Annotated in this window: 25 protein-coding genes; 8 read left to right on the top strand and 17 right to left on the bottom strand. The window is 71.1% G+C overall.

The annotated features are described in order from the left end of the window. The first annotated feature begins 79 nt into the window (after positions 1-79). Entirely contained in the window at positions 80-628 is a 549-nt protein-coding gene (locus tag QOL69_RS07475) for a DedA family protein (protein WP_283402680.1), read from the top strand. A gap of 8 nt (positions 629-636) precedes the next feature. Here the strand turns inward: QOL69_RS07475 and QOL69_RS07480 are convergent, their stop codons facing one another. The 4 genes from QOL69_RS07480 to QOL69_RS07495 form a co-directional block, all read right to left on the bottom strand. Beyond that, positions 637-2,448, bottom strand: coding sequence for an acyl-CoA carboxylase subunit beta (locus QOL69_RS07480; RefSeq protein WP_283402681.1), 1,812 nt, complete (start codon positions 2,446-2,448; stop codon positions 637-639). A gap of 103 nt (positions 2,449-2,551) precedes the next feature. Further along, complete coding sequence (locus QOL69_RS07485; RefSeq protein WP_283402682.1) at positions 2,552-3,520, bottom strand: class 1 fructose-bisphosphatase; 969 nt, start codon at positions 3,518-3,520, stop codon at positions 2,552-2,554. Then, positions 3,520-4,323, bottom strand: a complete 804-nt coding sequence (locus tag QOL69_RS07490; RefSeq protein WP_283402683.1) for a class I fructose-bisphosphate aldolase — start codon at positions 4,321-4,323, stop codon at positions 3,520-3,522. The genes QOL69_RS07485 and QOL69_RS07490 overlap by 1 nt, the downstream gene beginning before the upstream one ends. 196 nt (positions 4,324-4,519) lie before the next feature. Next, the gene (locus QOL69_RS07495; protein ID WP_283402684.1) at positions 4,520-5,227 is read right to left on the bottom strand and encodes a helix-hairpin-helix domain-containing protein; all 708 of its coding nucleotides are present in this window, start codon (positions 5,225-5,227) and stop codon (positions 4,520-4,522) included. A gap of 165 nt (positions 5,228-5,392) precedes the next feature. On the opposite strand from QOL69_RS07495, the gene QOL69_RS07500 reads away from it, so the two are divergent. Then, positions 5,393-6,250: a 3-hydroxyacyl-CoA dehydrogenase family protein gene (locus QOL69_RS07500; protein WP_283402685.1), complete on the top strand. Its 858-nt coding sequence runs from the start codon at positions 5,393-5,395 to the stop codon at positions 6,248-6,250. 45 nt (positions 6,251-6,295) lie between these two features. On the opposite strand, the gene QOL69_RS07505 is transcribed toward QOL69_RS07500, so the two are convergent. From QOL69_RS07505 to QOL69_RS07520, 4 genes are all read right to left on the bottom strand, one after another. Beyond that, positions 6,296-6,970, bottom strand: coding sequence for a phosphate ABC transporter permease (locus QOL69_RS07505; protein WP_283402686.1), 675 nt, complete (start codon positions 6,968-6,970; stop codon positions 6,296-6,298). Positions 6,971-7,051: 81 nt separating this feature from the next. Next, positions 7,052-7,330 carry a zinc ribbon domain-containing protein gene (locus tag QOL69_RS07510; RefSeq protein ID WP_283404221.1) on the bottom strand — a complete coding sequence of 93 codons (279 nt, stop codon included), beginning with the start codon at positions 7,328-7,330 and terminating at the stop codon, positions 7,052-7,054. 88 nt (positions 7,331-7,418) lie between these two features. Beyond that, entirely contained in the window at positions 7,419-8,735 is a 1,317-nt protein-coding gene (locus QOL69_RS07515; protein WP_283402687.1) for an MFS transporter, read from the bottom strand. A gap of 100 nt (positions 8,736-8,835) precedes the next feature. Then, positions 8,836-10,620 carry a hybrid sensor histidine kinase/response regulator gene (locus QOL69_RS07520; protein ID WP_283402688.1) on the bottom strand — a complete coding sequence of 595 codons (1,785 nt, stop codon included), beginning with the start codon at positions 10,618-10,620 and terminating at the stop codon, positions 8,836-8,838. A gap of 146 nt (positions 10,621-10,766) precedes the next feature. Between QOL69_RS07520 and QOL69_RS07525 the strand changes: the two genes are divergently transcribed. The 4 genes from QOL69_RS07525 (at position 10,767) to QOL69_RS07540 (ending at position 14,406) form a co-directional block, all read left to right on the top strand. Next, positions 10,767-12,224, top strand: a complete 1,458-nt coding sequence (locus QOL69_RS07525) for a DNA polymerase Y family protein (RefSeq protein ID WP_283402689.1) — start codon at positions 10,767-10,769, stop codon at positions 12,222-12,224. 92 nt (positions 12,225-12,316) lie between these two features. Beyond that, positions 12,317-12,784 (top strand): ABC transporter permease, encoded by a 468-nt coding sequence (locus QOL69_RS07530; protein WP_283402690.1) that lies wholly within the window; start codon positions 12,317-12,319, stop codon positions 12,782-12,784. A 48-nt stretch (positions 12,785-12,832) separates the two neighbouring features. Continuing rightward, a complete protein-coding gene (locus QOL69_RS07535) occupies positions 12,833-13,432 on the top strand; it encodes an NUDIX hydrolase (protein WP_283402691.1) in 600 nt (199 codons plus the stop codon). A 98-nt stretch (positions 13,433-13,530) separates the two neighbouring features. Beyond that, positions 13,531-14,406, top strand: coding sequence for a CPBP family intramembrane glutamic endopeptidase (locus QOL69_RS07540; protein ID WP_283402692.1), 876 nt, complete (start codon positions 13,531-13,533; stop codon positions 14,404-14,406). A gap of 398 nt (positions 14,407-14,804) precedes the next feature. On the opposite strand, the gene panB is transcribed toward QOL69_RS07540, so the two are convergent. Next, a complete protein-coding gene (gene panB / locus QOL69_RS07545) occupies positions 14,805-15,611 on the bottom strand; it encodes a 3-methyl-2-oxobutanoate hydroxymethyltransferase (RefSeq protein WP_283402693.1) in 807 nt (268 codons plus the stop codon). A gap of 177 nt (positions 15,612-15,788) precedes the next feature. On the opposite strand from panB, the gene QOL69_RS07550 reads away from it, so the two are divergent. Next, positions 15,789-16,187, top strand: a complete 399-nt coding sequence (locus QOL69_RS07550) for a DUF5822 domain-containing protein (RefSeq protein ID WP_283402694.1) — start codon at positions 15,789-15,791, stop codon at positions 16,185-16,187. Between the two features lie 35 nt (positions 16,188-16,222). Here the strand turns inward: QOL69_RS07550 and QOL69_RS07555 are convergent, their stop codons facing one another. The 4 genes from QOL69_RS07555 to QOL69_RS07570 all read right to left on the bottom strand — a co-directional run bounded on the left by QOL69_RS07555 (position 16,223) and on the right by QOL69_RS07570 (position 20,369). Beyond that, positions 16,223-16,840, bottom strand: coding sequence for an HAD family hydrolase (locus tag QOL69_RS07555; RefSeq protein WP_283402695.1), 618 nt, complete (start codon positions 16,838-16,840; stop codon positions 16,223-16,225). Continuing rightward, positions 16,837-18,015, bottom strand: a complete 1,179-nt coding sequence (locus QOL69_RS07560; RefSeq protein WP_283402696.1) for an acyl-CoA dehydrogenase family protein — start codon at positions 18,013-18,015, stop codon at positions 16,837-16,839. The genes QOL69_RS07555 and QOL69_RS07560 overlap by 4 nt, the downstream gene beginning before the upstream one ends. A 72-nt stretch (positions 18,016-18,087) precedes the next feature. Next, the gene (locus QOL69_RS07565; protein ID WP_283404222.1) at positions 18,088-19,092 is read right to left on the bottom strand and encodes an AIR synthase family protein; all 1,005 of its coding nucleotides are present in this window, start codon (positions 19,090-19,092) and stop codon (positions 18,088-18,090) included. Continuing rightward, positions 19,089-20,369 carry an alanyl-tRNA editing protein gene (locus QOL69_RS07570; protein ID WP_283402697.1) on the bottom strand — a complete coding sequence of 427 codons (1,281 nt, stop codon included), beginning with the start codon at positions 20,367-20,369 and terminating at the stop codon, positions 19,089-19,091. The genes QOL69_RS07565 and QOL69_RS07570 overlap by 4 nt, the downstream gene beginning before the upstream one ends. Before the next feature lie 427 nt (positions 20,370-20,796). On the opposite strand from QOL69_RS07570, the gene QOL69_RS07575 reads away from it, so the two are divergent. After that, positions 20,797-21,051 carry a hypothetical protein gene (locus QOL69_RS07575; RefSeq protein WP_283402698.1) on the top strand — a complete coding sequence of 85 codons (255 nt, stop codon included), beginning with the start codon at positions 20,797-20,799 and terminating at the stop codon, positions 21,049-21,051. Between the two features lie 79 nt (positions 21,052-21,130). Here the strand turns inward: QOL69_RS07575 and QOL69_RS07580 are convergent, their stop codons facing one another. From QOL69_RS07580 to QOL69_RS07595, 4 genes are all read right to left on the bottom strand, one after another. Next, positions 21,131-21,331, bottom strand: a complete 201-nt coding sequence (locus QOL69_RS07580; protein ID WP_048077932.1) for a dodecin — start codon at positions 21,329-21,331, stop codon at positions 21,131-21,133. Positions 21,332-21,403: 72 nt separating this feature from the next. Continuing rightward, complete coding sequence (locus QOL69_RS07585) at positions 21,404-21,742, bottom strand: DUF7116 family protein (protein ID WP_283402699.1); 339 nt, start codon at positions 21,740-21,742, stop codon at positions 21,404-21,406. A gap of 102 nt (positions 21,743-21,844) precedes the next feature. Next, positions 21,845-22,090: a DUF5816 domain-containing protein gene (locus QOL69_RS07590; RefSeq protein WP_283402700.1), complete on the bottom strand. Its 246-nt coding sequence runs from the start codon at positions 22,088-22,090 to the stop codon at positions 21,845-21,847. Positions 22,091-22,198: 108 nt separating this feature from the next. Further along, positions 22,199-22,573, bottom strand: a complete 375-nt coding sequence (locus QOL69_RS07595; RefSeq protein ID WP_283402701.1) for a HesB/IscA family protein — start codon at positions 22,571-22,573, stop codon at positions 22,199-22,201. Positions 22,574-22,578: the final 5 nt, after the last annotated feature.

The following is a 22,578-nucleotide window of genomic DNA, read 5'->3' on the forward strand; positions in this document are numbered from 1 at the left end:
ATTCGGACAGATCGGACGCGTGATGCGTGCTACCGGCCGTCTCGGTGGGTGTTTTACGCGTAGGCCACCGAGATGAACCGTGATTGGATCCCACGCGGAGACGGCGCTCGCCCTCGTCGGTACCTACGGGGCCGCCGCGATCTTCGTCGTGTTCGCCCTGGAGGGCGCGCTCGTGGGGAAGGTGCTGCCGGCGCGGACGCTGTTCGTCGCGGCGGTGGTCGCCGCGGGCGTCGAGGCGGTCGCGGTCCTGCCGGTGTTCGTCGCGGCGGTGGCGGGCGCGACGGTCGGGCAGTCGGCCGTCTTCGTCGCCGTTCGGCGGTTCGACGTGGACCCCACGGAGTTCAGAGTGGTGCCGGTCGGGGCGGGCCGTCTCGACGGCGCGGCCCGCTGGCTCGACCGGTGGGGCCTCCCGGCGGTGGCGGTCTCGAACGCGGTCCCCGGCACGCGCGGGTGGCTCGCCGTCCCGACCGCGAACGCCTCGACCGTCTCCGGGCCGCGGTTCGCCGCCGCGTCGCTCGTCGGGTCCGCGGCGTACGTCGGCGCGCTGCTGGCGGTCGGCGTCGCGGTGGCGCTCGGGTTCGGCGGTGCCCTCGGACTCCTCGGCGGCGAGCTGGCCGCGTCGCTGTAGGCCGGGAGTCAGAGGACGGTGCCGTGTTTCTTGTCCGGCAGGTCCTTCCGAACGTCCTCGTAGAAGTCGAACCGGGCGGCCAGCTCGGCGCGGAGGTCGGAGGGGGGAACGATCTCGTCGATGACGACCTCGCTGGCCATCCGGTGGACGTCGATCCCCTCGCGGTACTCCTCGCGCAGCCGTTCCTCCTCGGCCGCGCGCTCCTCCTCGTCGTCGATCGCGGCGAGCTTCCGGGCGTAGACGGCGTTGATCGCGGCCTCCGGTCCCATGATGCCGATCTCGCCGGAGGGGAGTCCGATGACGCTCTCGGGGTCGTAGGCGGGCCCGCCCATCGCATAGATCCCCGCGCCGTACGCCTTCCGGACGACGACCGTCTGTTTCGGCACCGTCGCCGAGGAGGTGGCGTAGATCATCTTCTTCCCCTTCTCTAAGATGGCGTCCTTCTCGACCTGCGACCCGGCCATGAAGCCGGGCGTGTCACAGAGGTACAACAGGGGGATCTCGTAGGCGTCGCAGGTCCAGATGAACTCCGCGGCCTTCTCGGCGGCGTCCGGGAAGATGGCCCCCGACCGCTCCGTCGGCTGGTTGGCGACGACGCCGACCGGGCGGCCGTCGATCCGACAGAAGGCGGTGACGATCTCCGGACCGTACCCCTCCTTCAGCTCGAACACCGACTCGGCGTCGGCGATCCGGTCGAGGAGGTCGTGGGCGTCGTACGCGCGGTTCGGCGACTCGGGGATCAGCTCGTCGATCCCCTCGGGCGAGAACTTCGGCGGCTTCGTCTCGCGTTTCGGCGGCTTCTCGCCGGCCTGATCCGGGAGGTAGCCGATCAGGTCGGCGACCAGCTCGCGGGCGTGTTCCTCGTCGCGCGCGACGAGGTCGGCGGAGCCGGACTCCTCGGCGTGGACGCGGGGGCCGCCCAGGTCGTCCATCTCGATCTCCTCGCCGGTGACCATCTTCACCATCCGCGGGGAAGCGATCGCCATCGCTGACATCCCTTCGACCATCACCGTGAAGTCGGCAAAGACGGGCGTGTACGCGGCCCCGGCGATACACGGCCCGTAGAGGACGCAGATCTGCGGCACCGCGCCCGACAGCATCGAGTGGTTGTAGTAGTACTTCCCGATCCCCTCGCGGTTGGCGAAGAAGCCCGTCTGCTGGTCGATCCGCCCGCCGGAGGAGTCCATCAGGTAGAGGACGGGGTTGCCCGTCTTCAGCGCGCGCTGTTGCATCCGGAGGAACTTCTCGACGCCCTTCGCGGCCATCGACCCCGCCTTCACGGTGAAGTCGTTGGCCATGAAGTGGACGTCGCGCCCCTCGAACTCGGCCGCGCCCGTCAGCAGGCCGTCGCCCGGAAGCCGGTCGCCGCCCCGCTCGTTCGCCTCCCCGTCCTCGTCGGCGGGCGCGTTCGGGTGCCAGTCGTCGAACGCGGCGAACTTCCCGTCCTCGAATTTTACGCCCGCCGGGCCGCCGTCGGACGCGCTCGCGTCGCCGGTCCCGCGGGTCCCCTCTTCCCCGCCGAACCAGAGGTCGAGGCGGTCGCGGACGAACAGCTTCCCCTGCTCCGAGAGCCGGTCGCGGTACTTCTCCGGCCCGCCCCGTAGGATGTCGTCGATCTCGGCCCGGAGGTCGCGCTCGCGGTCCGTGGGACCGAGGTCGTCGTCGAGCGGGTAGCTCGGTTCCGGGGCTTCGGCGCTCGCGGCGGGCGTCTCCTCGTCGCCGACGTGGACGTCGACGTCGACGCCGAGGTGTTCCGCGAGCGACTTCGCGATCGCCTCGGCCTCCTCGGCCGTCGCCGCCGCGCCGACGTGGACTTTCATGGGCGCAAGATTTGCGGTAGATCCTAAACAGTTTTCCATGCGGGTTCGGGGGGTCGCGGTCGGTCCGCGGCCGCTCCCGGGCCAGTCCTCGGTCAGCCCTCAGTCAGTCTAGCGCCGCCTTCAGCCGCTCGACCAGCGCCTCGTTGCCGACGTACAGCGGCACGCGGTCGTGGACGCCATCCGGTTCGACGTCGAGGATGTCGCGCTCGCCGTCGGTCGCGGCCCCGCCGGCGCGCTCGACGATGTAGGCGATGGGATTCGCCTCGAAGGAGAGCCGGAGTTTCCCCTCGGGCGCGCTTTCGAGCGCCGGGTACGCGAAGATCCCCCCGTACGTGAGCACTTGGTTCACGTCGCCGACCATCGCGCCGCCGTACCGGAGCTTCAGCTCGTCCTCGATATCGCGGGCGTAGGCGGTGAACGCGTCGGGCCAGTCCGGCACGCGCCCGCCGAACCCGTAGACGAGCGGGTCGTCCGGCAGCGAGAGGTCGGCCTCGACGACCGAGCGCTCGATTCCGCCGTCACCGTCGCGCTCGATCACCTCCTCGCGGACGCCCGCGTCGTCGGCGACGACCATCGTCGTGATCGGGCCGTACAGCACGTAGCCGGCGGCGACCAAATCGCGGCCGGTCGCGGGCAGCGGCGCGTCGTAGATCCCGACGACCGTCCCCATCGCGTTGTTCGACCGGAGGTTCGAGGAGCCGTCGAGGGGGTCGATCGCGACCGCGTACGGGCCGCCCGCGGTCTCGCCAGTCCCGTCGCCGCCGACCGGGCCACCCGCGTCGACCGCGGTCTCGCGCTCCTCGCTGACGAACGAGCCGACGCCGTCGATCGCGGTGATCGCGTCGCCGAGCAGCTCGTCGGCGTACAGGTCGCCGGCCAGCACCGACTCGCCGGAGGCGTTCTCCGTCCCGCTCTCGACGCGGCGACCCGGGAGCGCGGCGCGGATCTCGGGAGCGGTGGCCGCGACCGCGTCGAAGACGGCCGCGACGGTCGGGTCGCGGTCGGGGTCGCCGCCGGCAGGGCCGCCGTCGGGGTCGCCACCGTCGGCGCGGGGGGCGTCTGGGTCGCCCATCAGTCGGCGCTCCCGGCGGCGGCGAGCGCCGCCTCGGGGTCCGCCTCCTCGAAGACGACCGCTTCGAGGGCGTCGAGGATGCGCTCGGGGTCGTCGCGCTGGAAGACGTTGCGGCCGACGGCGAGCCCGCGAGCGCCCGCCTCGATCGCCTCGGAGACGTTCCGGAGGAACGCCGCGTCGTCGCGCATCGTCCCGCCGGACATCACCACCTCGGTCGCCCCGGCCATGCGGACCGCCTCGCCCATCGCCTCCGCGGAACCGGGGTACTTCACCTTCACGAGGTCGGCACCGAGCTCCAGCCCGAGCCGAGCCGCGTACGAGATGGTGTCGGAACTGGTGTCGTTTTTGACGCCCTGCCCGCGCGGGTACGACCACATGACGACGCCCATCTCGTGTTCGCGGGCCGATTCTTGAGCCTCCCGGAACTCCTCGGCCATCTCGACCTCGTGGTTCGATCCCCCGTAGAGGGTGAATCCGATCGCGTCGGCACCGAGCCCCGCGGCGTACTCGGCCGAGCAGTTGACGGGGCTGTCCGGCTCGCCCATCCAGAGGTTCGAGGTGCCGTTGAGCTTCAACAAGAGGTTCACGTCGTTCTCGTAGTCGGGGTAGTACGCCTCCGCGATTCCCTTCTGGACGGCCAGCGCGGTGACCGCGTCGTGGGTGGCGAGCTCGAAGAGCCGTTCCGGGTCGGCGGTGTCGGGGTTCGGCTCGAAGTCGACTGGCCCGTGTTCGAGCCCGTGGTCGTACGCGAGGATGAGCGACTTGCCGTCGCGCGAGATGGAGTCGGCGGCGTGTGGGAGCATCGGCTTAATCATACGCATACAGACACAAAAAGGAAGGTGGTGAACGTCGACCGCGCCGTCAGGGAAGAGTCCAGAATACGGCCGCTGATCCCCTCTTCGCGTGGCTCTCGGGTGACAATAACACTACGAGGATAGTAAATTTCTGGCCGTCATGAACGGAGGCTGAAACTACTCTCAGCGGACCGGGGGCGGTGAGTCAGTTTCGGGCGTCACGCGCCGCCGCGTGCCAGCGGCCGACGCGGGCAGCGTCGAGGTCTAACACGTCGGCGATGCGGTCGGGGTCCGCCGCTGCGAGGCTCCGGACGGAGCTGATCCCGGCGTCCGCCAGCAGGTCGACCGCGTTCCCGTCGTCGGCGACTACCGAGAGCGTCGACAGCGGCGTCGGGGCCGACCGCGTGCGCCACGCCGCCTCGGCCGCGACGGGGTCACCGCTTCCGTCGGCCGCCGCGACGTCATCCTCCGGGGTCGCGTCGTCGGCTCCCCCGACCGACGGCCAGTCGCCGGCAGGCTCCCAGTCGCCCGTCGTCGAGTCCGCACCGTCGTCCGTGTCGCCCTCCGACCCGGAGCCGTCCGACGCCCAGTCGCCGGCGCTGGCGGCCACCCAAGCCGCCTCTTCGCTGCCGAGTCCGCGGACCTGGGTCGACCGACGGTCGAGTCCGTCACCGGCCTCGAACGACCACGACAGGGAGTGCTCGCGACGGATCTTCGCCGCGACGCCGGGGTTCACGCCGGCGTCGACGAGGGCGCGGTAAGAGACGCCTTTTTCACGGACGGCGGCGGCCGTCAGGCCGGCGTCCGAGAGAACCTCCTCGGTCGCCGGCCCGATCCACTTCAGGTCGACGAGTTCGTCACTCTCGCGGTCCGCGGCGGCGGATTTCGTTCGGTCCGCGGGCTCGTCGTCCATCTCGATCCGAACTTAGCGGACGTTCTTAAGAATCTTCCCCGTCGACGGCGCTGAATGATAATCGGTGGCGTCGCGACGCGTCCGTCGGGGAGATCCGCCGCGGCCGGGAGGAGGAACCGCGTCGCGTCCGCAATACTTACGATCCGCGCGGGGGTTGGACTCGACATGCCGTCACTCTCCGATATCGATGTCGTCGGCGTCGTCGGGGCCGGGACGATGGGCAACGGGATCGCGCAGGTCGCGGCGACGGCGGGCTACGACGTGGTGATGCGCGACGTCGAGACCGAGTACGTCGAGCGCGGCCTCGACAGCGTCGAAGACAGCCTCGATCGACTGGCCGGGAAGGACGCGCTCGACGAGGAGCCGGAGGCGATCCGCGAGCGGATCACCGGCACGACCGACCTCGACGACCTCGCGGCCGCCGACGTGGTGATCGAGGCCGTGATCGAAGACCTCGACGTGAAACGGGAGGTGTTCGGCGACCTCGACCGCGTCACCGACGACGACGCCGTCCTCGCGACGAACACCTCCACGCTGTCTATCACGACCATCGCGAGCGCCACCAAGCGCGCGAGCGACGTGGTCGGGCTCCACTTCATGAATCCCGTCCCGATCATGGACGGCGTCGAGGTCGTGGTGGGCGAACGCACCGCGGACGAGGTGGTCGACTTCGCGCACGCGTTCGCCGAGGACCTCGGCAAGGAGACGTGGGAGGCCGACGACAAGCCCGGCTTCGTCACCAACCGCATCCTGATGCCGTGGATAAACGAGGGGATCCGGGCGTACGACGAGGGCGTCGCCGACAAGGCGGACATCGACCGCGGGATGAAGCTCGGCACGAACGTTCCGATGGGACCGCTCGAACTCGCCGACCACATCGGGCTGGACGTGGCGCTCGACGCGAGCCAGACGCTCCACGGGGAGCTCGGCGACCGCTACAAGCCCGCCTACCTCCTCAAGCGCAAGGTCGAGGCCGGCGACCTCGGGAAAAAGACCGGACGCGGCTTCTACGAGTACGAGTAGGTTCGGCCGGCGTCGCGGGAGGGGCGGGTCCCTTTCGGGGCGTCGTCAGGCCGCGTCCGCGTCGCGGTCGTCGTCCGCCGTCCAGCGGCGCGCGCCCGGCAGGAGTCCGACCAGCTTCGTCACGTAGCCGAACCGGAACAGCCCGAGCTGCGAGAGCGCGCCGAGGACGAACACCGCGAGGAAGGCGGGCGCGGACAGGTCAAAGAGGAGGGGTTCGACGGTCGTCTCCGCGGCGGCCGCCTCGAAGTTCGCCGGCGTGAGCGACCGCGAGGCGAACGCCGCGCCGATGAGCGCGGACGCGACCACGAGCGTCGTCCGCGTGAGGACGAACCCGAACAGCGCGCCGACCGCGACGCCGGCCAGCGTCGCGCCGACGAGCAGCGCCGTCCCCTCGATCCCCGCCGCGTCCGCCGCGTACAGGGGGCCGACCGCGAACCGGCCGGCGAACCCGCCGACGACGCCGCCGATCCCCAGCACCGCGAACGAGAGGCCGGCGTACGCCAGGAAGCCGCCGAGGAGGCCGCCGACCGCGACCGCACCGGCGGTCAGGACCGCGCCGTCGACCGCGACGAGACCGATGACGTTCGGCGCGAACAGGTACCCGGCACCGGCACCGACGAGCAGCCCCGTCAGCGTCACCGCGTAGACGGAGACCGCCGCGCCGACGAACGCGAGGAGCAGCCCCGCGAGGACCAGGCCGCCGTTGAGTGGGGTGAGCATGTCCGTACCGTGGCGCGCGCTCGCACTTAAATTGTCGCGAGAGAGACGACGAGAATCGCGGTCCCCGGACGTGGGGCGACGCTACCGCGCCCGACTCGCCGCCTGTCGGTCGATGTACCGCGTGTAGCCGCCGACGGCGAGGCCGAAGCCGACGACGAGCAGGACGAATCCGAGAAGGCGGCTGGTCCCGACGGTCATCACCGCGAGGACGACGCCGAACAGCAGCGCGAACACGCCGGCGACGACGACGCCGATGTCCAGTAGCGGCGACGGCTGGATCGTCCGGCAGTGCGGGCAGATCCGCGCGTCGCCGGGGATCGGTTCGCGGCACTCGACGCAGTGGACGCGGTCGCTCGGCACGCGAGCCGCTTCGGCCGCGACCGGGAAAAAGCGCCCGCAGTCGGCCGTCCGGGGGTGGTCGCCGCGTTCGGTCAGCACTCGGCTCCGCTCAGTCCGCACCCGCCGCTGCGGTCGGCTCGTCCCCGACGTCGAGCGTCTCCTCGACCTGGGTCACGACCGCGACCAGCGCGACCGCGGCGGCCGCGGCCCCGACCGCGAAGGGAACGACGAAGCCGAAGCCGACGAGCCACCCGGACGCCAGCGGGCCGAGCGCGACGCCGAAGCCGAAGCCCATCGTCAGCACCGACAGGGTCGTGCCGGACTCCCCTTCCCGGGAGAGGTCGCCCGCGAGCGCGAGCGACGGCGCGAACACGAACGCGACCGCGACGCCCTGTCCGAGCCGGACCAGCGTCATCACGATTGGGTCGGTGACGATCCCCTGAAGCAGCGTCGTCGGGATGAGGAGGACGAAGCCGGCGAGGAGGAACGGCCGCCGGCCGATCCGGTCGCTGGCCTGTCCGACGGGGACCTGAAGCAGGACGTTCGCGATGGTGACGGCCGCGAACTGGAGGCCGAACCACACAGGAGCCTGATCGAGCCGGACGTTCACCTGGTTCTGGAGCGTGGCGTACAGCGCGATGCACATCCCCATCGATATCGTCGCCAGCCCGAGGGCGAACACGGGGTCGAGCAGCCGGTCCTCGCCGCGGATCCGGATCGAGAGGTCCTCGCCGGCCTCGCTCGACTCGGCCGCGTCGTGGACGAGGAGGTAGACGAGCGCGAAGCTGAGGTACGCGCCGGCGCAGGCCGCGACGAACGCGGCGTCGAACCCGTCGAGCACCGGCAGGCCGACCGGGGAGAGGTCGTACGGTCCCGCCTCGACGACGACGCCCGCGAGGACGGGGCCGAAGCCGAACCCGATCAGCCGGAAGGTGTTGAACACGCCGAAGTTCCCGCCGCGGTCCGCGTCGCTCGCGGCGTACTCGTTGACCAAGGCGACCGTCGCCGGGATAGTGAGCGCCGCGCCCAGCCCCTGTGCGGCCCGCAGCGCGACGAGGTGCCAGTACGCGTCCGCGAGGATGTAGAGGCCGCTCGCGGTTCCCAAGAGGAGGATTCCGACCAACACGAACGGGCGACGGACGCCGGTCCGGTCGGAGAGCCGTCCCGTGAACGGCTGCGAGAGGCTGTTGAGGAAGCCGAAAAGCGAGAGGACGAGTCCGATGAGAAGCGGTTCGGTCACGGTGACCGCGGCCGCGCCGACGCCGACCTCGGTCCCGATCAGCGCGTCGACATCGACGAGGTCGCTCGCGATGTACAGCGGCAGCACGACGATGAGAAAGGAGTTCCCGACCGCGCCGACCATCCGCGCGAGCGCCAACACGATCACGCGCCGATCGGTGTCGGTGACGCCGGAGACCAGCCCCATTTACTCGGCGTTCGGAACGGAGGATAAAGGCCCTTGTGAACGGGGGGAGTCGATCCGCTTTCCGCCGGGGAGACGGCGCAGTGGGCGGCGCTCGACGCGCTCAGCGGGTCGCCGGCGTCCGCTTGTCGACGCCGCGGACCTCGAATCGCGCGCCACCGTCCGTGCCGGCCGTCGCCTCGACGGTCCAGCCGTGCGCGGTGGCGATCTCCTTGACGATCGCGAGCCCGAACCCGGTGTTCCCCGCCGCGCCGCTCTCGCCGGGTTCGAAGAGGGTGTCGGCCATCGCGGGGTCGATGCCCGGCCCGTCGTCCTCGACGAAGAACCCGTCCGGGAGGTCGCCGACGCGGAGCGAGACGTCGGATCCGGCGTGGTCGATCGCGTTCCGCATCAGGTTCTCGAAGAGGTTCCGCAGGCGGTCCGGGTCGGCGAGCACCTCGCGGTCGGTCTCGACGGAGAGGGTCGCCGACGCGGTGTCGACGGTCGACCAGCTGTCGGCGGCGACCGCCGCGAGGTCGACGTGTACGGGGTCGCCGACCGTCTCGCCCTCGCGGGCGAGCGCGAGGGTGCGCTCGACGATCGACTCCATCCGGTCGAGCGCGTCGAGGGCGGCGTCGAGGTTCTCCGCGTCGTCGGAGACCTCGCGCGCCAGCTCGACGCGCCCCTGCGCGACGTTCAGGGGGTTCCGCAGGTCGTGCGAGACGATGCTGGCGAAGGAGTCGAGCCGGTCGTTCTGCCGTTCGAGCGCCGCCTCGCGCTCTTTGAACGCCGTGATTTCCTCTTGGAAGCCGACCCAGTTCGTGACGGTTCCGTCCGCGTCGCTGATCGGGGCGATGCTCACCCGGTTCCAGAACTCCGTCCCGTCCTTGCGGTAGTTCAACAGCTCGACGCTCGTCGAGTCCTCGGCGTCGATCGCGTCGCGGAGCTTCCGGACCGATTCCTCTTCGGTGTCCGGTCCCTGAAGGAACCGGCAGTTGACGCCGATCGACTCCTCGCGGCCGTACCCCGTCATCTCGACGAACCGGTCGTTGACGTACACCATCGGGTTGTCCTCGCGTTGCGGGTCCGTGATGGTGATCCCGACCGGGGCCTCGTTGAGCGCCCGGGTCTTCGTCTCCAGCTCCTCGCGGCGCTCGCGCTCGTCGGAGACGTCGCGGAGGATGCCGACGCTGCCCTCGAAGCACTCGCCGTCGTACGGCAGCGCCGCCATGTGGTCCCGACACGGGACGGGGTCGCCTTCCTTCGGCACGATGTCGACGGAGAAGCGCTGGACGTCGGGACCGGAACTGGAGAGGATCGTTCCGAGCCGGTCCTCCGCCTCCGCGACCGCGGCGTCGTCCTTGATGAACCCGGGGGTACTCCCGATGATCTCCTCGCGGTCGTACCCGGTGAGTTCGGCGAACGGCTCGTTGACGAACCGGAAGACGCCGGTCTCGTCGACGACGTAGACGGGGTAGCCGAGCGCCTCGATGACGGTGGAGTAGCGCTCGGCGATCTCCTTGGTCCGGTACTCGTCGACGGCCTGATCGACGCGGTTCGCGAGCCGGCGGAGCTGCTCGGGACCGCCCTTCTGGAAGTAGCCGGTGACGCCGGCGTTGAGCGCCTGACTCGCGATCTCCTCGGACCCCTTGCCGGTGTACAGCACGAAGGGGATCTTCTGGTTGCGCTCGCGTACGGCGTCGAAGAACGCCAGCCCGTCCATCGGGGGCATGTCGTAGTCGCTGACGACGCAGTCGAAGGAGCCGTCGTCGAGCCGTTCGAGCGCGGCCTCCGGGTCGGTCTCGCTCGTCACCGCCACCGAATCGAGCTCCCGCTCGAAGTACGCCTCCGCGAGATCGAGGACCGACGGGTCGTCGTCGACGTGTAACACGTCGATCGCTGCGGACATACGGCGAGTAAGGGGCGCACGGAATAAACGACTACCGACCCGGCTATCGGATCTGGATCTGTGCGGCGTCGCGGGCGAGACGGGCCGCGTCCACTTCCGGCGCGCGTGGCTGATTCTTAAGGCCGCGGAGCGCGGAGCCGAACGCGATGACCGGCGGGAGGACCGTCGGCGGGGAGACGCTCCCGGGCGCGGGCGGCGAGGACGCCGACGCCCCCGACCGGGTCGTCTGTCACGTCGACATGGACTGCTTTTACGCCTCCTGTGAGCGGCTGCGCCACGACGACCTCGCGGGCGAACCCGTCGTGGTCGGCATGGGGTACGAGCCGGGTGAGTCGATCGGCGCGGTCGCGACCGCGAGCTACGAGGCCCGGGCGTTCGGCGTCGAGAGCGCGATGCCGATCTCCGAGGCCCTAGAGCTGCTCCCCCGCCGCGCCGACGCGGACCCGGACGATCCGGACGCGCCGGACCCGGCGGAGACCGGACGATACCTCCCCGTCGACCTCGACTTCTACGAGGAGGTGGCGAGCGAGGTGAAGGACGTGCTGCGCGACTGCGCCGACACCCGCCGGGAGGTGAGCATCGACGAGGCGTACCTTGACGCCACCGACCGGACCGCGTGGACCGTCGCGGGCGGCGGAGACGAGACCGACGACGACCCCGCAGACCCCCCGCCGAGCGGCGCGGCCGGACCGGCCGATGCGCGGACGCTCGCCGAGGGGTACGCCCGCCACGTCAAAGGGCGGATCGAGCGCGAGGCGGGGGTCCCGGCGAGCGTCGGCGTCGCGCCGAACATGTCGGCCGCGAAGGTCGCCAGCGACGCCGACAAGCCGGACGGCCTGGTCGTCGTGCCGCCCGGCTCCGTCGCCGAGTTCCTCGCGCCGCTGCCGACCGCCGACGTCCACGGGGTCGGTCCGGTCACCGAGCGGACGCTGGCGGAACTGGGGATCGAGACCGCCGGCGACCTGGCCGCCGCCGATCGCGACCGGCTCGCCGACGAGCTGGGCGAGCGCGGGCCGGAGCTGTCCCGGCGCGCCGCCGGCGACGACGACCGCGAGGTGACGCCGACCGGCCTCCCGAAGAGCCTCTCGCGGGAGTCGGCGCTTCCGACGACCGCCGACGGGGCGACGAAGCGGGAGACGGTGTCGGCGCTCGCCGCCGACGTGGCCCGCCGCGCCCGCGAGCGCGGCTGCCTCTACCGGACCATCGGGATCAAGGCGGTCGAGCCGCCGTTCGACGTCAACACCCGCGCGAAGAGCCTCCCCGGTCCCGTCGACGATCCGGACCTCGTCGAGGAGGTGGCGCTGGACCTGCTCGGCGAGTTCGACGAGACGCCCGTCCGAAAGCTGGGCGTGCGCGTCTCCAAGCTGGACTTCGCCGAGACCGATCAGGCGACGCTCGGCGGGTTCGACGCGGGCGACGCGGAGGGAGGCGGGAGCGGCCGAGACCGCCGCGAGGAGGCCGACGGCGGAGACGGCGGCAAGCTCTCCGACTGGGTCGGTGGCCCGCCGGAGCATGGGGCCGGGGACGCGGACGACGACCCCGAGGGCGACGAAGGCCGGCGGCGGACGGGTGAGGGACAGGCCTCGCTCGGCGACTGGTCGTGACTCCCTCTGGGAACCGGTCGTGACCTCGTCGGGCGACTGGTCGTGACCTCGCCGCGAGGAGATTTATCCGAACGCCGCGAGAACGGGGTCACATGGCCTCCGCCCTCCGCGCGGCCCTTCTCGGATCGAGCCGAGACCGGCCGCGTCCGTCGCTCCGACTCGTCGCACCGCCGCTGTGTTTCGTCGTCACCCTCGCCGCCTACGCGGTCGGCGTCTTCTCTATCGCCGGCGGCGTGGTGTTCGTCCCGTTCGACGCCGCGGCGCTCGGAGTCGCTGTCGCCGTCAGTCTCGCGTACCGACGGGACGGGCTGGTCCCCGCGTGGGTCACCGTCTACGCCGCGCTCCTCGGCTACAGCGCGGTCCACTACTTCCTCGGGCTCTCCGGTCGGTCCCTCGTCGAGCGCGCGGCCGCGTTCCTCTCGCCCGACGGCCTCGTCTTCTTCGGCGTCGAGGCGCTGGTCTTCGGGACGGTCGCGTGGATCGTCGGGACCCTCGCAGCGCTGGCGGTCGAGCGCGTCCGGGAGCGGCGGGGGGCGTCGGCGACGGCGCGCGGGGAGTGAGAGCGAACGAGCGAGTGGATTTAGGTCCCCGAGCGACGACCGCGACCCATGGACGACTCCGCCGACCCCGACGATGTCGCCGATGCCGACGACCCCGCTGACCTCGCGTGGGAAACGCTCGACTCCGCGGTCGATTACGCCTGCCCCGGCTTCGACGTGCGCCGGGACGAGGTGCGGTTCCCGGACGGCGAGACCGACGGGTTCCACTACGTCGACGAGCCGCCGGCGGTGGTGGTGCTCCCGCTGACGCCCGACGGAGACGTGGTCGTCATCGACGAGTGGCGACAGGCGGTCGGCCGGGTGAACCGCGGGATCCCCGCGGGGACGATGGAGCCGGAAGACGGGGACGAGGAGTCGGGGATCGAGCGCGCCGCGGCCCGCGAACTGGCCGAGGAGACCGGCTACGAGGCCGACGCCTTCGAGCGGCTGACGACCGTCGAGCCGACGAACGGGATGGCGAACGCGGTCCACCACCACGTGCTCGCGACCGGCTGCGAGCCGACGGCCGATCGCGACCTCGATCACAACGAGTCGATTTCGGTCGAGACGGTCCCGTACGACGACCTACTCGCCGCGGTCGTCGACGACGGCCTGCGCGACGGGCGGGCCGTCACCGCGGTGTTGTGGTACGAACTGCTCCGCCGCTGAGGCCGGGACCGGCGGCCGCCTCGGGGACGAGGCAGACCGGACAGACCGGGCGATCCGGCACGGACAACCATTTGGCCCGGGGGGTCCTACCGAGGGCAATGACAGATCCCTCCAGCGGCGATCCCGCTTCGGACGGCGGGGTGTCAGAGGAGTTCGACGACATCGATCCGGACGCCGTCTCCGACGACGCGGACGGCCCGAAGGGAACCGGCGGGTCGCCGGGAATCGCGGTCGTGACCGCACTCGTGCTCGGCGTCCTCGGGCCGATCATCGCGGTCGCGAGCGGCGGCGTCATCTACGCGATCAACGTCGCGAGCGGCGGCCTCTCGCTCGCCGCGAGCGTCGTCCTCACGCTGTTTTTCGGCCAGTACGTCGCGTTCGGCGGGCTGGCGCTCGGCTACCTCGCGTGGCGGGGTTTCGACCGCGAGGGAATAATCGAGTACCTCGGCGTGCGGGTGCCGAGCCTCAAGGAGATCGGGATCGTCCTCGGGAGCTGGGTGCTCATCCTGATCTCGGTCCTCGTGGTATCGACGATCGTTCAGCTGCTCGGCACGGAGACGGCGGCGAACAGCAGCGCCGAGCTGGCGATGGGGAACCCGTCGATCATCCCGCTTTTCATCGCCGCCTCGTTCCTCGTCATCGGTCCCTGTGAGGAGATCCTCTACCGCGGCGTCGTTCAGGGGCGGCTCCGTGAGTCGCTGCCGGCGGCCCCGTCGATCCTCCTCTCGGCCGCGATCTTCGCCGCGATCCACGTGATCGCGCTGACGGGCGGGGTCTCCGCGCGACTCACGACCATCTCGATCCTCTTCGTGCCGAGCCTCGTGTTCGGCGCGGTGTACGAGTACACCGGGAACCTCGTCGTCCCCGCGCTGCTCCACGGGCTTCACAACGCCGTGCTGTTCACCGCCCTCTACGTCGTCGTCACCACGGACCCGAGCCAGATGCCGGCCGTCGTCGGCTTCCTGCCCGTCTGAGCGGTCGAACCCTCTGACGAGGGGCTCGCGACGCGATCCTCGATTCTCTACGGTGGCGCGTGCCGACGAGCGCCCGCTAGGGCGCGAGTCGCACGCGCGAGGGAGTTAGTCGCCGGAGCGTAGCGGAGGCGACTGACGAGGCTGGGGAGGCGTGAGGCTGTGCTGTGCGGGGCGGGACTCGAAGGGGCAGCCGTGAGGCGGGCGCAGGCGAAGCGAGCACCGCAGCGAGTGAGCAACGCGAACGAGTGAGGAGCGCGGCGAGCGTGCGCCCGCCTCACGGCTGGGGCTTCGGCGGTCTCGGTCACACCGCTGGCTTCGTCGCAGCGACCGGCTGTGGCTTCAGAACGGCTCGTCTCGATCGCCGGTTCTCCACCGGAAACAACGCAGTACCCCGAATATCAGTACAAGTCGTCCAGATCCTCCTCGACGTGCGAGTGCTCTTCGGCCGGGAACTCGCCGCTCTCGACCGCCTCCTTGTACGCTTCCACGGCCCCAACCATCTCGCCGCGCACGTCCCCGAACTGCTTCGCGAACGGCGGCGACCACTCGCCGAGCCCGACCGCGTCGTTGATCACCAGCACCTGCCCGTCGCAGTCCGGGCCCGCACCGATGCCGATCGTCGGGATCGAGAGCGCCTCGGTCACCGCGCCCGCGAGGTTCGCGGGGACGTGCTCCAACACGAGCGCGAACGCGCCGGCGTCGGCGTGCGCACCCGCGAGGTCGATTATCTCCTCGGCGGCGTCCTGCTCGGTCCCCTGCCGGGTGTACCCGCCGAGCCGATTCACGTGCTGGGGCGTCAGGCCGAGGTGGGCCATCACCGGGATCCCGACCTCCGTCATGCGCCGCGTGGTCTCGACGGTGTGCGGGCCGCTCTCGATTTTCACCGCGTCGGCGTTCGCCTCCTTCAGCAGGCGGCCGGCGTTGCGTACCGACTCAGCCTCGTCGACGCCGAACGAGAGGAACGGCATGTCGGCGACGACGAGGGCGTCCTCGGTCGCGCGGGCGACCGCCGCGGTCCGGCTCGCCACCTCGTCGAACGTGACCGGGAGCGTCGAGTCGTAGCCGAGGGCGGCGTTGCCCATGCTGTCGCCGACGAGGGCGATGTCGATCCCCGCGTCGTCGACAACCGCCGCCGTCGGGGCGTCGTAGGCGGTGAGCATCGTGATCGGATCGTCGCCCTCCCGGAGTCCCCGCGTCGTGGTCATACCTCGGAGTGACCCGCGCGACGCCGTAAAATCGTCGGGAACCGGAAAGGCGGCGCGTCGGTGGCCGACCCGGGGCCACCGCCGCCCGGCGACCGCCGATCCGACGACGAGCGCCACCGATTTGCCGCTTCAACCACGACCGCCACCGATTTGCCGCTCCGCCGCCGAGTCCGTCGCGTGCAACCAGTCGAGCGGGCCGAGTACGAGGGGGTCGACTACGCGTGGGTGATGCAGACGACGTTCGTCGTCACCATCCTCGTCGGCGCTCCCGTCGCGGCCCTGCTATCGACGCTCGTGACGCTGGAGTCGTGGGGCGCGCGCGCCGCGTTCGCGGTCCGCGTCGGCGCGCCGATCTGGTTCGTCACCGCGGTGGCCGTCGCGCTGTACGCGAGGCGGACCGAGGCCGGCGACGGCGGGTCGGAGGAGGACGACAGCGACGGCGACGAGGAGGGGGAAGACGAGACCGACGACAGCGACGGCGACGACGACGGCGACGAGCGCGAAACAGACGATGACGACCCGATTGCGGACGCCCCGCCGGCCGAGACCACGACCGAAGCGGAGCGAGACGGCTGAGCGCGGGCGACGCGTTCCCCCTTTCTCGACGCGCGCTACTCGGCGAGCAGGTCCGCGACCCACGCGAAGTCGACGCCGCCGCGCTCGGCGGCGACCGCGTCGGACCGCGAGTCGCCGACGAACAGCGCGGTCTCGGGGGTGCCTCCGAGCCGGTCTATCGCTGCAAGCAGCGGCTCCGGATCCGGTTTGTGACTTCCGACGGAGTCGCGGCCGAGGATCGCTTCCGACACCACGGCGTCGCCGAGCCCGTGCGTCTCGACCGCGATCCGACAGGCCGCCTCGCAGTTGAGCGAGCAGACGCCCGCGGGCGGGTGGGCGGCGTCGACCTCCAAACCACCATCAGTCGCGTCGGCCGACGCCTCGACCCCGGCCGCGAGCCGGTCGCCGAGCGGGAGGCGCGCGGACTCGCGGGCCCCCGCCCGCTCCGGAGCCGCGATCGCCTCCTCGACCTCGTCTCGGATGCCGTACTCGTCGGCCGCGCCGAGCAGTCCCCACAGCTCTTCGGTCGGGGGGATAATGGCGTGTTCCGCGTACACGTCGAGGACCGCCGCCGCGACGGCGTCCCAGTCGACCGCGAGTTCGACGAGCGTCCCGTCGAGGTCGTAGACGACCGCCTCGTAGCCGGCGAGCCGGTCGCCGATCGGGTCGGTCACTCGCCGAACACCCCGCGGGCGACGATCGTCTTCTGGATCTCGGTCGTCCCCTCGTAGATCTCCGTGATCTTCGCGTCGCGGTAGAGCCGCTCGACGTCGAACTCGGTCGTGTAGCCGTAGCCGCCGTGGATCTGGACCGCCTCGTTGGTCACCGACATCGCGGCCTCGCTGGCGCGGTACTTCGCCTTTGAGGCGGCGACACGGTAGTCCTCGCCCGCCTCCGCCTGCCGGCACGCCTCGCGGACGAGCAGCCGCGCGGCCGACACGTCCGTCGCCATCTCCGCGACCTTGTGCCGGATCGTCTGGATGTCCGCGATCGGGCGGTCGAACTGCTCGCGCTCCTCCGCGTACGACTTCGCCTCGTCGAGCGCGGCCTGCGCGACGCCGACCGCCTGCGCCGCGATGCCGATCCGCCCCTCGGTGAGCGTTCGGAACGCGGCTGAGAGCCCGCCGCCCGGCTCGGTGAGCCGATTTTCGGCCGGAACCCGGCAGTCGTCGAAGGTGATCCCCGTCGTGTCCGACGCGCGAAGGCCGAGCTTCTCCTCCTTCTTGCCGACCTCGAAGCCGTCGGTGTCCGCGGGGACGAGGAACTGCGTGATCGCGTCGTCGGCCTCGTTCGTGTCGCTCTCCTCGCGCACCGTCTTTGCGAAGACGACCGCCACCCCGCCGCGCTGCCCGTTCGTGATCCACTGTTTCTCGCCGTTCAGCGCGTACTCGTCGGTGTCGGGGTCGTACGTCGCCGTCGTCGACATCTGGGCCGGGTTCGACCCCGCCTGCGGCTCCGAGAGACAGAACATGCCGACCGGACGCCCAGTTTCGGCCATCTCCGGCAGCCACCGTTCGCGCTGGCTCTCCGTCCCGAACTCGGCGATACAGGAGGTCGCGAGGCAGTGGACGGAGAGCGCGGTCGCGACCGCGAGCGATCCGTGCGCCAGCGCCTCGTTGGCGACCGCGTACGTCGTCTCGTCCGCGCCGAACCCGCCGTACTCCTCGGGGACCGTCAGTCCCGTCAGGCCGAGCTCCGCCAGCCCGTCCCACACGTCTTCCGGGAACGTCTCCGTCTCGTCCGCCTCGGCCGCGGTCGGCCGGACCTCCTCGGCCGCGAACTCGCGGACGAGGTCGCGGACCGCCGCCTGTTCGTCGGTGAGCGCCGAGCCGACGCGTACTCCGGTCATGTCACCGACTTCGATCCGCCACGGAAAAAGATGAGCGATCGGCGGGGTGGTCGCGAGCGGCCTCGTCTACTCCTACTCCCCGGCCTCGCGCGCCTCCCAGAGGGGGTACAGCTCGTCCCGCGGCGGCTCCGCGAGCGCCTCGCCGTCGATCCGGACGCCGCCTGATTCAAGATCGCCGGCGGCGGACTCGACGTCGCCGATCTCCGCCCCCTCGATCCCGGCCGCGTCGAGCGCATCGAGCGCGTCATCGACCCGAGCCGGCGGGACGGCCGCCAGCAGCGCGCCGGAGCCGAACGTCCGGAGGGGATCGACGCCGAGCGCGTCACAGCAGGCCCGGGTCTCGGGGCGGACCGGGACCGCGTCGCGCTCGACGTCGAAGACGGCCCCGCTCGCCGCGGCCATCTCGACGAGGGCGGTCGCAACACCGCCCTCCGTCGGGTCGTGGAGCGCGCTCGCGGCGTCGCGGACCGCTGCCGCGTCGAGGACGACGCTCACGTCGTCGAGAAAGTCGGCCGCCGCGTCGAGCGTCGCGGCCGGGACCCCCGCGTCCGAACACTCCGCCCGGAAGTCGGTCGCGAGGATCGCGGTCGCCTCGATCGCCGCCCCCTTGGTGAGGAGGAGTCGGTCGCCCGGCTCGGCACCGCCGCTCGACACGAAGCGGTCCGTCGTCCCCATCGCCGTCATCGAGCAGAGCGGGCGGTCGAGCGCCGGCAGGACCTCGGTGTGACCCCCGACGACCGCGCAGTCGAGGTCGCTCGCGGTCGCGTCGACCTGATCGACGACGGTCCGGAGCCGGTCGGGGTCGTCGTCCGGGAGGAACAGCGTGTGGGTGAGCCACTTGGGGTCGGCCCCGCTCGCGGCCACGTCGTTACAGGCGACGTGGACGGCGAGCGTTCCGACGGACTCGGCCGCCAGCGAAAGGGGATCTGCCGCGACGACGAGCGTCCCGGCGGCATCAGAGAGGTCGATCGCGGCTGCGTCCTCGCCGTAGGCGGGCCCCTGTCGCACCGCATCGTCGTCCGCGCCGGTCGCCGCGAGCGCGGCCGCGAGCGCGGCGGGACCGAGCTTCCCGGTCATCGCTCGCGGAGCCACGCCGCGACCGCCGCGGGGTCGGCGTCGAGCCCGCCGCCCTGCGCGAACGTCGGGCCGCCGCCCCCGCCCCCACCGAACTCGTCGGTGACGGCGTCCACGACGTCGCCCGCGTCAATCCCGGCGTCGGCGGCCGCGTCGTCCGCGACCGCGACCACGAGGAACGGGGCGTCGCCCGTGCCGACCGCGGCGAGGGCGTCGGGAGCGTCGCCGGCGTCCGCCTCCCCCGCCGCGAGCGCTTCGCCGGCCGGCTCCCGGAGTTCGTTCGGGTCAGCGTCGTCGACCGTGCCGATCGCCCACCGCGCGCCGTCGACCTCGACGGTCGGCAGGTCGCGCAGTCGAGCCGCGAGCAGCTCCTCGCGGGCGTCCCGCAGGTCCGCCTCCAGACGATTGTTCTCGTCGCGCAGTCGGGCGACCGCGTCCGGGAGGTCGCCGACGCGCGCGTCGAGCGTCGCTGCGGCGTCGAGCGCCGCGGCGTGGACCGCGCCGATCTCGTCTATCGCCGTCGGGCCGACCGCGAACTCGACGCGCGTGACGCCCTCGCCGGGGTTCGACCGCTCCAGCACCGCGACCGGACCGATCTCCGCGGTGTTCGCGACGTGGGTGCCGCCGCAGGCGGCGACGTCCCACGGGTCGGCGTCCGGGACCGGCCTGTCCCCCGCCGCGCTCGCGCCGCCGACCGTCACGACGCGGACCGCGCCGTCGCTCATCGCACCCTCCTCCGTCTTCGTGTTGAACGCGATCCCGTCGACCTCGCGCGCTTCCTCGGCCGAGTGCGTCTCCCACGAGACGGGCAGCGAGTCCCAGACGGCGCGGTTGGCGAGCCGCTCCAACTCGATGAGATCGTCGTCGCCCAGCGGCTCGGCGGTCGTCAGGTCGACGCGGACCTTCGTCTCGGAGATGTCGAACCCGGCGTAGCCGAGGTCGTCGGCGATCCGGCGCGCAGCGCCGTACAGCACGTGCGAGGCGGTGTGTGCCCGGGCGCAGTAGGTCCGGAAGGCGTCGTCGATCAGCCCCGTCACCGCGTCGCCGGGCGCGAGCGAGAGGGCCTCCGGGTCGACATCGAGCGCGTGGACGACCGCGCCGTCGCGCTCAACGACGTCGTCGACGAGGTGGCCGTCGAGCGTCCCCCTGTCGGCCGGCTGGCCGCCGGACTCGGGGTAGAAGTACGTCTCGTCGAGGACGACCTCGCGGCCGTCGACGGACTCGACCGTCGCTTCGAACTCCCGGACCGCCGGCTCTGCCGGCGCGCGTGAAGCGGTCATTGCCGGGTCGTGGGGACGACCGGATAAATAGGTGGCCGCCGCGCAATCGTTTATAAATCTACGGCGGTGCGGTCGGCGTGCGCCTGCGAGGCCGCATCGCGGCCGAGCAGCGTCGCGCGAGGGAGTCGGTCGCCGAGCGAAGCGACGGCGACCGACGAGGCTGGGGAGGTGTGAGGCTGCGGTTGCGGTGCTGTGCTGGGTGGGACTCGAAGGGGCAGCCGCGAGGCGGACAGAGGTGACGCAAGCACCGCAGCGAAGGAGCGTTAGCGACTGAGCGAGGAGCGCAGCGAGCGTCTGTCCGCCTCGCGGCTGGGGCTTCGGCGGTGTTCGTGTCGATCCGTGATTCGTAGACAGTCACATCCGCGTACAGCCGAGCGGCACGTACCCGGCCAGTACGTTCTTTTTCTCGGAGATTGAACGAAGTGCTATGCCGCCCTCCGACGAACCGAACGAGCAGCGGGTGCGCGAAATAGTCCGGGAAGAGATCGCCGAGAGGAGCCGGACGCTCCTCGGGACCGTCGTCTGGACCCTGCTCTCCGTCCTCGCGGGGTTGGTCGGACTCCAGTCGCTCCAGTTCGCGCTGTACGCGACCTCGATCGCCGCAACCGCGGGGTTCGTCCTCGCGGGCGTCGTCGTGACCGGAGCGAGCCTCTACCTGCTGTACCTCCTTCACTGGGCGTAGTGGCGCGCCGCTGAGATGCGGGGTTGAAGCGGAGCCCGGGGCTCACAACGAAGCATAAACGCCGAAACCCGAGTTCCGCTCAGCCCTCCAGCTCGAATGCGACCTCGACTTCGGCCTGATACTCGCGGTCGGCGTCCCCCTGAAGCTCGACCCCGAACTCCTCTACTTCGGCCCAGTAGACGTTCTCAAGGGTGTCCTCGGCGCGGTCGATGGCCTCGTCGGCCGCGGCGTCGAAGCTCTCCTCGCTCGTCCCGATCAGCGTGATCTTCTTGAACACCATGTCACGTCCCGATACGACACACGGTGGCATAAAAATAGGCGTCCCGAACCGCGAGGAGGAAACCGAACGCGCCTACGGACTGCCCGGCGCGCCTTCCATCACGGCGAAGCCCTCGCCGTCGTGGTCGATCCCGATGACCGCCCAGTCGTAGGGCGGTTTCGCGGAGACGAGCCGGTCTTGGAGGTCGGCCGCGCGGTCGCGCCACGTGACGAAACACCGGAGTCGCGGTGTCTCGCCGCCGTCTGCGAGATACGGGTCGAGATCGTCGTCGTCCAGACACAACACCGTCACGAGCACGCGCCGCCACTTGCGTTCCGCGACGAACTCTCGTCCGCCCTCGGAGACGGTGTATCCCAGTTCGCGGAAGACGTCTCTGGCCTCGGTCGTCGGGGGGATGCTCGCAGTGGCCATCTATCTCGGAGTTGGTCACCATCCGTGATAAACTTTCTCACGATTTCGCTCGCGGAGAATCGGCGCACCGTCGAGAACGGGCAAGAGAGACGCGAGCGCGGCTCACTCGTGGGCGGCGTCCCACTCGTCCGGCTTCCGGAGGTTCCCGCACTCCGTACACTGGATCCGGCCCATCGTGTCCATCGCGGTGTCGAACGACCCGCAGTTGCCACAGCGGAACCCCCAGCGGGACTCCCCCGTCTCGTCGGCGAACACGACGTAGAAGGGACCGTCCGCCCCGCGCTCGACCCGCGACCGGTCGGTGTACACCCGCTCGCCGCTCGGCGTCGTCGTCGCTTCCAGACTCATGGCTATCGCTACCCGACCGAGCGACTTAAGCGGGGGACTCGCGCGTCGCGAAAATGGACCGGAAACGAGGGGGGCGCTGCGCGGAGGCGACGGCTACGTCCGGAGCGGCTACGTCCGGAACGACTCGCCGCAGCCGCACTCGGAGACGACGTTCGGGTTCTCGACCTCGAAGCCGGCGGCCTGAAGCCCGTGTTCGTAATCGAGCGTGCTGCCGCCGATGTAGTTGCGGCTCGCGGGGTCGACGAACACCCGAAGCCCGTGATGCTCCACGACGAGGTCGTCCTCCTCCGGCTCGGTGTCGAAGCGCATCCCGTACGACAGCCCCGCGCAGCCGCCCTGCTGGACGAACAGCCGCAGTCCGGCGACGTCGGTGTCGAGCCCCTCGCCCTGAAGGAGCGAGAGCGCCTCCTCGGCGGCGTCCGGCGTCACCTCGATCGCCGGGTCGGTTCCCTCGGTCCCGGTGTCGGCCGGTTCGGTACTCATGCGAA

Origin of the sequence: Halorubrum sp. DM2, assembly GCF_901686465.1 — an archaeon.
Taxonomy (GTDB): domain Archaea; phylum Halobacteriota; class Halobacteria; order Halobacteriales; family Haloferacaceae; genus Halorubrum.